General features: G+C 68.6%; 11 protein-coding genes and 1 tRNA gene. 7 read left to right on the forward strand and 5 right to left on the reverse strand.

The features are described from left to right. The first annotated feature begins 100 nt into the window (after positions 1-100). The 3 genes from QE370_RS00750 (at position 101) to QE370_RS00760 (ending at position 5,089) form a co-directional block, all read left to right on the forward strand. Positions 101-724, forward strand: coding sequence for a TetR/AcrR family transcriptional regulator (locus QE370_RS00750; protein ID WP_309633064.1), 624 nt, complete (start codon positions 101-103; stop codon positions 722-724). Next, a complete protein-coding gene (locus QE370_RS00755; protein ID WP_309633065.1) occupies positions 721-2,355 on the forward strand; it encodes an MFS transporter in 1,635 nt (544 codons plus the stop codon). Before QE370_RS00750 ends, QE370_RS00755 begins: the two co-directional genes overlap by 4 nt. A 952-nt stretch (positions 2,356-3,307) precedes the next feature. Continuing rightward, on the forward strand, positions 3,308-5,089 hold the full coding sequence (locus tag QE370_RS00760; protein ID WP_309633066.1) for an ATP-binding protein: 1,782 nt from the start codon (positions 3,308-3,310) through the stop codon (positions 5,087-5,089). A gap of 81 nt (positions 5,090-5,170) precedes the next feature. On the opposite strand, the gene QE370_RS00765 is transcribed toward QE370_RS00760, so the two are convergent. The 3 genes from QE370_RS00765 to QE370_RS00775 all read right to left on the reverse strand — a co-directional run bounded on the left by QE370_RS00765 (position 5,171) and on the right by QE370_RS00775 (position 6,262). After that, positions 5,171-5,243: transfer RNA gene (locus QE370_RS00765), tRNA-Leu, on the reverse strand. A 41-nt stretch (positions 5,244-5,284) separates the two neighbouring features. Then, positions 5,285-5,674, reverse strand: coding sequence for a hypothetical protein (locus QE370_RS00770; RefSeq protein ID WP_309633067.1), 390 nt, complete (start codon positions 5,672-5,674; stop codon positions 5,285-5,287). A gap of 90 nt (positions 5,675-5,764) precedes the next feature. Beyond that, entirely contained in the window at positions 5,765-6,262 is a 498-nt protein-coding gene (locus QE370_RS00775; protein ID WP_309633068.1) for an O-acetyl-ADP-ribose deacetylase, read from the reverse strand. A 140-nt stretch (positions 6,263-6,402) separates the two neighbouring features. Here QE370_RS00775 and QE370_RS00780 point away from each other — a divergent pair, with 140 nt between their 5' ends. After that, positions 6,403-6,813, forward strand: coding sequence for a hypothetical protein (locus tag QE370_RS00780; RefSeq protein ID WP_309633069.1), 411 nt, complete (start codon positions 6,403-6,405; stop codon positions 6,811-6,813). Positions 6,814-6,816: 3 nt separating this feature from the next. On the opposite strand, the gene QE370_RS00785 is transcribed toward QE370_RS00780, so the two are convergent. After that, complete coding sequence (locus tag QE370_RS00785) at positions 6,817-9,198, reverse strand: AAA family ATPase (RefSeq protein WP_309633070.1); 2,382 nt, start codon at positions 9,196-9,198, stop codon at positions 6,817-6,819. A gap of 185 nt (positions 9,199-9,383) precedes the next feature. Here QE370_RS00785 and QE370_RS00790 point away from each other — a divergent pair, with 185 nt between their 5' ends. The 3 genes from QE370_RS00790 (at position 9,384) to QE370_RS00800 (ending at position 11,200) form a co-directional block, all read left to right on the forward strand. Further along, entirely contained in the window at positions 9,384-10,463 is a 1,080-nt protein-coding gene (locus QE370_RS00790) for a hypothetical protein (RefSeq protein WP_309633071.1), read from the forward strand. 13 nt (positions 10,464-10,476) lie between these two features. Continuing rightward, entirely contained in the window at positions 10,477-10,677 is a 201-nt protein-coding gene (locus tag QE370_RS00795) for a hypothetical protein (protein WP_309633072.1), read from the forward strand. A 100-nt stretch (positions 10,678-10,777) separates the two neighbouring features. Further along, the gene (locus QE370_RS00800) at positions 10,778-11,200 is read left to right on the forward strand and encodes a hypothetical protein (RefSeq protein ID WP_309633073.1); all 423 of its coding nucleotides are present in this window, start codon (positions 10,778-10,780) and stop codon (positions 11,198-11,200) included. A 50-nt stretch (positions 11,201-11,250) separates the two neighbouring features. Here QE370_RS00800 and QE370_RS00805 read toward each other — a convergent pair whose 3' ends face one another. After that, positions 11,251-12,117 carry an aldo/keto reductase gene (locus tag QE370_RS00805; protein WP_309633074.1) on the reverse strand — a complete coding sequence of 289 codons (867 nt, stop codon included), beginning with the start codon at positions 12,115-12,117 and terminating at the stop codon, positions 11,251-11,253. Positions 12,118-12,191 lie beyond the last annotated feature (74 nt).

Here is a 12,191-nt window from a genome sequence, read left to right on the forward strand (position 1 = left end):
ACGCGACGCCTCGGGGCTTGCGCTGCGATGAAACGTGCCCGTACTATCAAATGGAACGGTACCGTTTCGTTTCATCTTTGACCCGCGCACCAGGAGCACCATGACCCCGGCCGAAGCAGCAGCCGCCCGTCCTCGCGTGGAGGGCGAGCGTGAGCACGAGATCCTCGAGGCCGCGCTCGACGTCCTGGCCGACGTCGGCTACGACCGCCTGACGATGGACGCCGTCGCCTCGGCCGCGCGAGCATCCAAGGCCACGCTGTACCGCCGCTGGGACACCAAGGCCAGCCTCGTCCTCGAGGCCGTCCTCGCCCAGAAGGGTCCGCTCGCGGCCGTGCCCGACACCGGCAGTCTGCGGGGCGACCTCCTCGCCTCGCACTGCGGCCGCGGGGGCCTGACCGACGAGCGTCAGATCGCGATCTTCAGCGCCGTGCTCACCGCCCTCGGGCGCGACACCGAGTTCGCCGACGGCTTCCGCACCCGGATCCTCGGCCCGAAGGTCGAGGCGACCCAAGAGCTGTTCGCCCGGGCCCGCGAGCGCGGCGAGGTCCGCGACGACGTCGATCTCGACATCGTCGGGCCGGCCCTCGCCGGCATCGTGCTGCACCGCGAGTTCGTCCTGGGCGAAGTGCCCACCCCCGAGAGGGTCGCCGCCGTCATCGACCAGGTGATCCTCCCCGCCGTCCTGCGCCACTCCCCCGACCAGACCCCCAAGGACCCCTCATGACCGACACCACCCCCGACGCCGAGGGCCACCTCACCGAGCCGGAGGACCTCACGCCCGAGACCAACCGCCGGCTGGGCTGGGCGCTCGTCATCATCTGCATCGCGCAGCTGATGGTCGTGCTCGACGCGACGATCGCCAACATCGCCCTGCCCTACATCGCGACCGACCTGAAGATCGGCGAGGCGAACCTGCAGTGGATCGTGACGGGCTACGCCCTCGCGTTCGGCGGCCTGCTGCTCCTGGGCGGTCGCCTGGCCGACCTCTACGGCCGTCGCCGGATCTTCATGACCGGCCTCGTCGTGTTCGCCGTCGCCTCGGCGCTGGGTGGCCTCGCCCAGAACGAGCCGATGCTGCTCGCGTCGCGCGGCCTGCAGGGCATCGGCGCGGCGCTGGCCGCTCCCGCCGCCCTGGCGCTCATCACGACGACCTTCCCCGCGGGCCCCCTGCGCAACCGCGCGTTCAGCGTCTACGCCGCGCTGTCGGGCGTGGGCGCCGCGATCGGCCTGATCCTCGGCGGTTGGCTGACCGGCCTGGAGCTGGGCAACCTCGAGGGCTGGCGGCTGACGTTCCTCATCAACGTGCCGATCGGCCTGGTGGCCGCGTTCCTCGCCCCGCGCTTCCTGCCCGAGAGCAAGCCGCAGCGGCTGCCGCTGGACATCCCCGGCGCCCTGAGCGGCACCCTCGGTCTGGCGGCGCTGGTCTTCGGCCTGTCCCGCGCCGGCGACGAGCGCTACGGCTGGGGCGACACCTCGACCATCGTGCCGCTGGTCGTCTCGGCGGTGCTGCTCGTCGGCTTCGTCGTGATCGAGCGCTCGGTGAAGAGCCCGCTGCTGCCCCTGAACATCTTCGCCAGCCGCGCCCGCTCGGTGGCGTTCGCCTCGATGATGATCACCCCGGCGGCCATGTTCGCGATGTTCTTCTTCCTGTCGCTGTTCGTGCAGAACGTGCTCGGCTACAGCCCGCTGCACACCGGCTTCGCGTTCCTGCCGTTCACGGTCGGCATCGTCATGGGCGCGACTCTGTCGTCGAAGCTGATCGCGCGCATGGACCCGCGGTTCATCGCCGGAGTCGGCACGATCCTCGCCGGCATCGCCCTGTTCGGCTTCTCGCGGATCAGCGTCGACGACAGCCCCGCCCACCTGCTGCGCATCGCCGGCGGCAGCGGGTCGCTGAGCGACGACGTGAACTACTGGACCGCCATCGCGCCGTTCATCATCCTGATGGCGTTCGGCATGGGCCTGGTGTTCGTGACGATGACCCTGGTGGCCGTGCACGGCATCCCCTCGGAGGAGTCCGGCATCGGCTCGGGCGTGCTCAACACCATGCAGCAGGTGGGTGGCGCCATCGGCCTGGCCGCACTGTCCACCGTCGCCCTGCACTTCTCCACCAACCGCGGCGAGGAGATCGGCGGCGCCCTACAGGCCGCGTCCGGCTCCGGTGCCGCGCCGTCGCCCGACGCCGCCGACCGCCTGAACGCCCTGATCGGACAGGCCGCCTTCACCGAGGGCGCGACCCACGCGTTCCTCGTCGGCGCCTTCATGATCTGGACCGCGTCCGCCATCATCTGGCTCCTGCTCAACGTCAAGCACGACGAGCTCGCGACGGACGGGCCGGAGGGCGTCGCCGTCTGACACCAGAGGGTCGGGGCGCCGCTGCGTGAGGGCGCCCCGACCACCCGGCCGGTCCTCAGGTCTCAGTCCCAGGCGTCGGAGTCGCCTCCGGAGGGTCGGGAGCTTGTCGGCGAGGACGTCGATGGTCTCGATCTGCGGCTTCGAGAACAGGACGCCGGTGTTCGGCCCGAGGACCTGTCCCACACCACCTGCGAGGTGGGCGTTGCGGGCGTCGTCGTCGGGGAATACGTCGAACACGCCGAAGCTGGTGGGGCTGAGCTGGATGGCGAACCAGGCAGTGGTTGCCGGGCTCGTCCATCACGATCGACCGGGCGCCCGTGAGGAACGCGGCGAGCTCGGCCTCCTTGCCGGGCAGAGCATCCAGACGGACGAGAAGCGCTTTGGTCACCATGGTCGGACTCCTTCGGTAGAGGGGTGCGCCACGGCCGGTCAGCCGGTGCGCCGCCCCGAACACCTGTCTCCTCCATGCTGTCGACCACAGCTGTCACCCGGCATCCCGCGAACGGGGTATCCCTGCGCTCTCGTCCCGGCAGTCAGCCCATCGAGGCGCGGTGCTGCATCGCGATGACCGTCAGCTCGACGCGGGAGTGGATGCCGAGCTTGGTGTAGACGTGCTTGAGGTGTGCGTCGACGGCGTGGGCGACACGACGAGCTCGCGGGCGACCTCCTTGTTCGTCAGTCCTCGCGCGACCAGCTCGGCCGCCCGAATCTCGCTGCGCCTGAGCGACGGCCACTGGTTCGCTCGCCGCTGACAAGATAGAAGGCGTCGCCAATGGGCGCCGATGGATCGGGGTGCCTGCACGCTCGGGCAGCGCCTCGGCCTATTCGGAAACCTCAAGTCAAGACTGCCCGTGCAGCGCTCGATGAAAAGCACGCGCCGCTGCGTCGGGCAAATCGGGTTGCGATGGTGAAAACTCCCACATCGCAGACCGCCCTGACATACGCTTCAGGCGTGAGCCTAATTGCCCAAAGCGCGTACAAGTCTTTGCCGCCCGCCGCTGTGAGCGGAATCAGTTTGCCTATCTTTACGGTGTTGACTGGACCGAATGGCTCTGGGAAATCGAATCTCTTGGAGGCACTGCAGGCCGGCACGTTCTACTTCGACGAGCTCGGGCCACTGCCCTCGGACCAGATCCGATTATTCGCGCTGGGCCAGCTTCTCGCGGCTGCGGAAGGACCCACGCAAGCAGCGTCGTTCCGCGAGCCTTGGGCGAATCTATACAACGCGATGCAGTCATGGTTACAAGAAGCGCCCAGACCCCACGGGATGGATGCAGGACCCGACTACCTCGAGCAGTGGATTATTGAACAAGCCGTATCTTCGAAGTTGACGACGCTTTCCGCAATCACTCGAATGAAAACAGAGGCTAAGAAAGACTTGCACACTTTCCATATCGACGATTTCCAGAAGCACGCGCCGCTTCTCGCTGGCGTGAAGGACCCATTCGCCGCCTCCATCGCCGAGGTGTTTTTAAGTTACCGGCAGCGTAAGACTCAGAACGATATGGCTCAGTGGAGACTCGAGAAGAAAGGGCAGGGCGAAGCCCTTACAGACGACGAATTCAGCGCACGATTCGGTCCCTCGCCATGGACTCTACTGGATGAGACACTTCGGCTCGTCGGCCTGAACTACCAATTCATACCTCCACCGGAGTTCTCCGAGAACGCGAACTACGAGGTCTTGCTCAACCGTCCGGATAATGTCCAGATTCGTCCCGGCGAGTTGTCGTCAGGAGAGCGCGTGCTGCTCGCCGTGGCGATGAGCTTGTTCACAGGATCTCGCCTGAGCGAAGCCATCGAGCTGCCACGGGTCCTCCTCCTAGATGAGGCGGACGCAAGCCTCCACCCGTCGATGGTCAAAAGCCTGCTGACTGTAATCGAGGAGGTGTTTGTCGCCCAGTACGGCGTCCGAGTCATTCTCTCAACTCATTCTCCATCGACCGTTGCCCTGGCCCCTGAGGATTCACTCTTCGTCATGAACCCCTCTGGCGTGCGGCTTCGTAAAGCGTCCACGGACGAAGCCCTAAATATGCTGACCGTGGGTATCTCCACATTGAGTGTTCGTTTAGAGAATCGCCGGCAGGTTCTAGTCGAGAGTGAGTACGACCAAGCCGTTTACCAGGAGCTGTTCTCCATAGTGAAACAACGGCTCCACGCAGAGCGGTCGGCAGAATTTATTTCGGTCGGCAAAGAAAGTTCCGGGGGCGGATGCGAGAACGTGAAGCGCCTCGTAATCTCTCTGAGTACCGCGGGCAGTGGTACGGTGCGCGGGATCGTGGACCGCGACAATAGGTCTGACGCTCCTACGAACGTCCATTTCACGCAGGAACGGCATTCTCTAGAAAACTTCGTACTCGATCCCCTTCTTCTCGGCACCTTATTGATTCGTGAAAATATTGTCGCGGCTGCCGATATGGATTTGCCTGAAGGACTTCGGCATTTCGAACTCGCCGCTCATCACGCGCCGCAAATTGTCAACCACATCGCGGGAAGATTGGAGTTTAGTTCCAGCGGCACTGAGATTGAGTACGCCGGAGGTTTCTCGGTCCAAGTCCCCACTGACTTCCTTGAGACGCGCGGACATGACCTAGAAACCTTGATCTTGAATACTTTCCCTCAACTTCGTCGATTCAGATCTGACCTGAAAATTGAGACAGTGAGAAGAGCGGCCGCAGACAGGCCAGACTTCGTGCCAAGGGCGCTGATAGACCTGTTCGAGACGGTACTCGCTTGATCATTCTGCTTCGAAACTGTCAAGCTCTCTCCCGCGATGCTGTTGACCGAACGACCTCTGGTTGCCGGCGATCAAGAACAGTGCTCCCGGTGGGGGTCGAACCCACACTGGGGCGGGTTTAAGCCGCCTGCCTCTGCCATTGGGCTACGGGAGCGCGGTGCCAGACTAGGCGTTTTATGCGCCGACGGGGCACGGCTACTCCTGGGGCCACACGGACACGATGCCCTTGCCGCCAGGCTTGACCCAAAGGGCCACCGTTGCCTCGCCGCTCTTTGTACCAAGGGTCCTTCGGTACTCAGCAGCGTTCGCGCGCGACAGGTAGGCGACGACGTGATGGTCGACAACCACAGCGACGGCGTTCGGGTCGTGAGGATTGCGCGCCTCGGGAGTCAGGCGGGCGAGAAAGGGCTCGTTGATCGGCAAGCGACAGTTCTTGAGGGACGCAGGCGCGTGCCCCCGGGTCTTCAACAGTCCGACGAGTGACGGTTGATAAAACGACTCCCCCACGAACAGCTGCTCACCACGCACCGGGGTGAAGGTCACTGATCGCGGTGGCTGGTTGAACAGCTGGCTGAAAAATCCCATCCCCGGAACCTACGTGCCTTCGTCCGCTCAGGAGTCTGTATCGCAGATTGTTTCTTCGATGTAGGCGGCGCACCTGAAGCGGGGCGGCAATCAAGCCTCGAGCCGACGTGAGATGGCGTCGAAGGCGTGCTGGTCGTAGGCGACAAGGAGGGCTGCCGCGACCTGCGTGGGGGTGGAACGGAGGGTGTCGACGGCCGCCGCGACGGCGTCGTCGAACGGCCAGCCGTAGGAGCCCGCGCTGATCAGCGGGAAGGCGATGGACGTGGCGCCGAGCTCGTCGGCCACGGCAAGCGCGTTGGCGTAGCAGGAGGTCAGGAGCGTGCGGTCGCGCTCGCCGCGGTTGTGGTTCGGTCCGACGACGTGGATGACCCACCTCGCCGGCATGCGGCCAGCGGTCGTCCAGCCGCCCTGGCCCGTCTCGAGTCCGTGCGGGAAGCGGCGACGGCAGTCCTCCAGCACCTCCGGGCCGCCCGCGCGGTGGATCGCGCCGTCCACCCCTCCCCCGCCACGCATGGCACGGTTCGCCGCGTTGACCACGGCGTCGACGTCCTGGGCCGTGATATCGCCCTGCACCACCTCGAGTTCCATCCCCCTACTACACCACCCACGGCGGTGGGAGAAGCGTCGTTCACGAGTTCGAGGGGTACGGCAGGGGTCGCCGCCGGCGTCAGCGGGAAGTGGCACCCTTGCCGAGGAGCACCGATCGACGCGTGCCTGGAGGGAGATTCGTGGAGGTCACGCGAGCGCACGTCTCGGTCGTCGTGGTGGCTGCCGCCAGCGCGGCCGCCGTGTGGGCGATCGCCGGACGAGCCGAAGGTCTCGGGGCTGTCGTCACTGCAGTGGCCGTCGCCGCCTGGACGGCCTGGGTGATCGTCGGTCGACCTCGACGCGACGCGCGACACGCACCCGCAGACGGCGCGACCGCCCGACGCGACGACCTGAGTGTCGACGACTGTCTGAACATCCTCTTCGTCGCGGTGGTGTGCCAACCATTCCTGCGCTACGTCGCGCGCGCGGAGGCTGCGACGGACGGCGCCCTCGGGGTCGGCACCGCGGTCGCCGTCTACCTCGTCTGGGCCTCCTACGGGCGCCCACGACTCAAGCGGCGGGCGGCGCCGGAACCTGCAGCCGACTCCTGACGGTCAGACCACGCCCAGCCACGCGAAGAACTCGTCGGCGGAGATCACCGGCTTGCCGTACTCACGGGCCTTGCGCGCCTTGCCCGACTGCGTCCCGACTTCGGCGACGACGAGGAGATCGCACCTCGTCTTCGTGACGTTGGCGGCAGGAGCGAGGCCGGCGTCGCGGGCGAGGCGCTCCATCTCGTCGCGCCCGTACGTCCGGCCCGACGGCGACGTCGCCGTGCCGGTGAAGCACACGCGCGCGCCGGGCTGCAGCACGTCGGACGCCGACGGGTTCGCCTCCGCGACGGACGCGAGGAGGTCGTCGACGAAGCGCTCGTCGAGCAGTGACTCGACCGCGCGCAGGCGCTCGACGAGCTGGGGCGAGAGCCGCGACGCCTTCGTCGCGACGTTGGCCAGCCGCGCCACCACGGCGTCGGCCACCACGCGCGGAGGGCGCTCCCCCGTCCCAACGGAGGCGCCGCCGAGCAGCGCCGCGCTCACCCCGACGCTGGCCTCCACCAGCGCGGAGAGGGTGGGGAGGCGGTCGGTCGACGGGGGCGGGAGGTCGGGGTCGCGGGTGAGCAGGTAGCTCGGGTCGGGCAGGCCCTCGGCCGGCTCGAACGGCGTGCTTGCAGCGACGGCGAGGCCCTCGTCGCGCATCCGCGTGAACGCCGAGAGCGCCGCCCGCGCCTGGTCGGCCGCACGGCCCGACGACATCGCCATCCGCTCCGCCGACGACAGCCCACCGAACGGCAGCTCGACGCCGAAGCCCATCGGCACCACGTGCTGCAAGCGCTTGAGCTCGAAGTCGACCTTGCCGAGGGCGTCGTCCACCCGCGAGCCGACGAGCGTGACGCCCTCGAGCAGCGGCGCGAGCACCGCCCAGGCCTCCGGCAGGGTCGGTGCGAGCAGCACGTCGTCGGCAGAGATGCCGAACCGGGAACGCGCGTCGGCGAGGTCGCGCTCGGGATTCACGAGGGTGCTCACCGCGGTGCCGTCGTCGAACGCAACCGCCAGCTCCACCGGGCGCGGTCGCGAGAAGGTGCCCTCGTCGCCGACGAAGCAGACCCCCAGCGCCGCGAAGCGGTCCGGCGCCGTGCGCGCCACCTCGCCCGACAGGAACCGCGTGACCCGACGGTCGGTGCGCAGGTGGCGCGGCTCGACCGGCCGCTTCAGCACCAGCCCCGCCATCGACGTCGCCCGGCTCAACGCCACGTACACCTGGCCGGTCGCGAACACGCCGCCCGTCAGGTCGACGACGAGCCGGTCGAGCGTCTGCCCCTGGCTCTTGTGGATCGTGATCGCCCACGCCAGCCGGCACGGCAGCTGCCGGTACGTGCCCACCACCTCGCGGCTCAGCGTGCCGCCGTCGACGACCGGCCGCGTCACCTCCCAGGTGTACTCGTCGACCGTGACGACCGAGCCGTCGGCCAGCTCCACCTCCAGCTCGACGTCGCCCGAGACGTCGTCGGCCTCGATGCCCACCACGCGCGCGAGCGAGCCGTTGACCCACCGGTCGCTCGGGTCGTTGGTGAGCATCATGACCTGCGCGCCGACCTTCAGCCGCAGCACCGTGTCGGTCGGCGGGTCGAAGCCGCCGAGGTCGCCGCTCTCCCGCGCGACGCTCGTGACGACGTCGCCCGGCAGCCGCTCCAGCCGCTCCCGGTTGCGGGCCGTGACGATGGAGTTCGACGGCGCGAGCGTCAGCCACAGCTCGTCGTCCGGCGGCTCGAAGTCGCGGTCGACGCGGCTGTTCAGCTCCTCACGCGCCTGCTCCAGCAGCACCCCCTCGCGCACCGCGTTGAGCAGACCGGTGAGCGTGTCGTCGCCGAGCTGGCGGAACACCGTCGTGAGCGCGACGGTCGGGAACGCGTCGCGGTCGAAGCAGTGCGCGGAGTAGAAGTACTCGGTGTCGTACTGGGTGCGGAAGAACTCGGTCTCGCGGTCGCCGACGATCGGCGGCAGCTGCAGCAGGTCGCCGACCAGCACCACCTGCACCCCACCGAACGGCTCGCCCTCCCGCGGCCCGAACCGACGCAGCGCGGCCTCGACCATGTCGAGCACGTCGGCACGCACCATCGACGCCTCGTCGACCACGAGCGTCTGCAGGCCGCGGATGGCGCGCGTGAACCGTCCCGGCCGGTAGGTGCCGGAGCGGACGTCGTCGAGCGTCGTGGTCGGGCGGAAGCCGAACAGCCGGTGGATCGTGTAGCCGTCGACGTTCAGCGCGGCGATGCCGGTCGGTGCGGCCACCACCACGCGGCGCTCCGTCGTCTCCAGGAAGTGCCGCACGAGCGTCGACTTGCCGGTGCCCGCCTTGCCCGTGAGGAACAGGTGGCTGCCCGACTCCAGGAGCTCCAGCGCGCGCTCGATCTCCGGCGTGATGGTCAGGTCGGGCACGGGGCCAGGGTGCCACGTCGGGTGTCGGCGAGGGCGAGGGAACGGGTGTCGATACCGGATGTCGCGCCGTTTGGGAAGGCTTCTTCAGGAGATCGAGAGAAGGGCGCGCCGAGCCTGCCAGCCCTGCGAGTGTCGCGATCGCAGCGCTGCTCACCCGGCGGCGCCCGACACGAGAGAGCGGCCCCATGCCCCCTTCCGCCCCCTTGACCGCGGTCACGACGGTCACCGCCACCGCGGTGCTCGCCAGCCTGCTCGCGGCCCCCTCCACCCGCCCGCCCGTCCTGCAGGGCGCGTCCGACACGTCGGTCGCGACCACCACGCAGCGCGTCGACGACGGCTCCACCCGCACCGTCGACACGACCGACCCGTCCGACGACCGACTCCCCCTCAACGGCGACCTGACCACCACCACCCCCACGCCGGCGCCGGTCTACCCGGGCGGCTCCGGCTGGGAGCCGATCCGTCGCTCGACCACGCAGCAGATCACCATCGGCGGCGTCGGCACCGTGCCCGCCGACGCCTTCGGCGCGCAGCTCAAGGTCACCGGCCGCTGGCTGACGAAGAAGGACCCCGGCGTGCTCGCGGTCCGCGACCCCGAGCTGGGCGGCGACGTCATGTGGATCGAGCCTCCCACCGCATCGAGCCACGTCTCGACCGAGACCTTCGCGACGACGCTCTCGCAGGACGGCACGATCGAGATCCAGAACTCCTCGCGCACCGACATCGACGTCAAGGTCGAGGTGCTCGGCTGGTACGCCGACCCCGACCCGCAGAGCGACGTCGGCGCGGGCGTCGAGGACGGCTTCTCGCTGATCGAGCAGATCCCCGACGCCGAGACCACCACGCAGGACGACATCGACGCCTGGCTCGCCGACCAGGGCCTGGCCCGCGAGGAGTCCGTCTCCGACGCCGACTCCACCGAGGCGAGCCCCGCGGTCTTCGACCCGCGCACCGACCGCCCGGCCCTCGCGACCGGCGCGGCCGCCTGCGTCCGCTCCATCATCATCGCCGTCATCAGCAACATCTTCCTCGTCGCCAAGCTGGCGAAGGTGAAGGCGGCGATCAAGGCCGTCGGCGGTGCGAAGAAGGCCTACCGCGCGCTGCGCAAGGCGTACAAGGCCTACCGCAAGGCGGGCTACGGCCGGTCGTCGTCGGCCAAGTACGCCTTCCGGAAGGTGTTCAAGCGCGACGGCGTCGGCAAGGAGGCGCAGGCCGTCTTGCTCGAGATCGCGTCCGTCCAGGGCGTCATCGACAACTGCTTCTAGGGGGCACCGCGTCATGAAGAGCATCGACGACTACATCGGCGTCCTCGCCGTCACTGCCGTCACGTGCGTCGTGATCGGCTACGTCGACAGCGACGAGGCCACGTCGGGCGCCTACACGCTCGGCTGCGTCATCGCGATCTACCTGCTGGTCGTCTACGTCGTGCGACGGCTGCGCGACCGACACCCGGTCGACGACGAGCCGCCCGCGACGTAGCGCTCGACTGCCCCGCGGCCCCGTCCTCCACCGAGGGCGGGGCCGTCGGACGTCGAGGAGCAGCCGGTGACCTGGACGTCCCACCCACTACGCTCGCCGCGTGGACACTGCGACGCTGCTCCTGCTCGGCCTCCTCCTCGTGGCGTGCGTCGGCCTCAAGCAGCTGGTCGACATCAAGCGGGCGTCGCGGGCGGCTGCGAGCAGCGCCTACGTGCAGCGGTACTGGCAGATCGCGGACGACCTCCGTCGGGCCGGCAGCGATCCGCACCGGATCCACGAGGATCCTCGATACCTGCAGCTGCTGGACGACGAGCTCGCCGTCGCGGCCATCGGCCTGCTCGACGAGCAGCAGTGGGCAGGATGGCACGGCGTGCTCGACGAGGAGCCGCCGCGGACGAGGGTCGTCGACGCGCTCCAGGTCTGCGATCCCGAGGCGGTCGCGTTCCTGCGCCTGCGCCGCTGCCTCGACCAGCGGCAGCGCGACGGCGCCCGCCACGACATCTCGCGCTGCGCCGGCGCCTGAACGTGCCGCGGCCCCGCCCTCAGGAGGACGGGGCCGCGCTGCGGACGAGGTCAGGCTTCGAGGCCGGACTCGATCGTCTTCAGCTCGTCGTCGGTCAGCTCGAGGTCGGCCGCCTCGGCCGAGTTCTTCGCCGACTCCGGACGCGAGGCGCCGGGGATCGGGACCACGACGGGCGCCTGCGCGAGGTGCCACGCGAGCGCCACCTGGTGCGGGCTCACGCCCCGCGCGTCGGCCACCTCCTGGAAGGCGGAGTGGTCGGAGCCGAAGTCGCCGGCCTTCTTGATGCCGCCGAACGGGCTCCACGGCAGGAACGCGACGCCGATCTCGGCGCAGTGCCGCAGCTCGTCGCGGCTCGACAGGAACGCCGGGCTGAACTGGTTCTGCACCGACACGAGCCGGCCGTCGAGCACCTCGTTCGCCTCGTCGATCTGCGCGACCGTGGCGTTGGAGATGCCGGCCTGCTGGATGACGCCCTCGTCGAGCAGCTCCTTCAGCGCGCCGATCGACTCCGCGTACGGCACCTCCGGGTCGGGGCGGTGGAACTGGTAGAGGCCGATCGACTCGACGCCGAGCCGCTTCGCCGACGCCTTCGCGGCGTCCTTGAGGTAGTCGGGGTGGCCGTTCTGCGTCCACGAGCCGTCGCCCGGACGCAGGTGACCGCCCTTCGTCGCGACGAGCACGTCCTTGCCGGCCGCGTGTCCCTTCAACGCCTCCGCGATGAGCTCCTCGTTGTGACCGACCTCGTTCGCGTCGCGGTGGTACGCGTCGGCGGTGTCGATGAAGGTCACGCCGGCGTCGAGCGAGGCGTGGATCGTGGCGATCGAGCGCTCACGGTCCGGCCGCCCCTCGATGGACATCGGCATGCCGCCGAGTCCGATCGCGCTGACGGTCACGTTGCCGATGGTGCGCTGCTGCACTGGGTCCTCCTGAGGTCGATGGAAGTCGTTGAACCTTCACCTTCGACCGTACGCCTCGTGCGCGAGCGCGCCAG

It is taken from the genome of Aeromicrobium sp. SORGH_AS_0981 (assembly GCF_031453195.1).
Taxonomy (GTDB): Bacteria; Actinomycetota; Actinomycetes; order Propionibacteriales; family Nocardioidaceae; genus Aeromicrobium.

What these genes read in the sequence shown, in the direction of transcription:
- QE370_RS00770 (WP_309633067.1), bottom strand. Translation starts at nt 5,674, where the DNA reads ATGGGATTTTTCAGCCAGCTGTTCAACCAGCCACCGCGATCAGTGACC.
- QE370_RS00750 (WP_309633064.1), top strand. Translation starts at nt 101, where the DNA reads ATGACCCCGGCCGAAGCAGCAGCCGCCCGTCCTCGCGTGGAGGGCGAG.
- QE370_RS00755 (WP_309633065.1), top strand. Translation starts at nt 721, where the DNA reads ATGACCGACACCACCCCCGACGCCGAGGGCCACCTCACCGAGCCGGAG.
- QE370_RS00775 (WP_309633068.1), bottom strand. Translation starts at nt 6,262, where the DNA reads ATGGAACTCGAGGTGGTGCAGGGCGATATCACGGCCCAGGACGTCGAC.
- QE370_RS00790 (WP_309633071.1), top strand. Translation starts at nt 9,384, where the DNA reads ATGCCCCCTTCCGCCCCCTTGACCGCGGTCACGACGGTCACCGCCACC.
- QE370_RS00795 (WP_309633072.1), top strand. Translation starts at nt 10,477, where the DNA reads ATGAAGAGCATCGACGACTACATCGGCGTCCTCGCCGTCACTGCCGTC.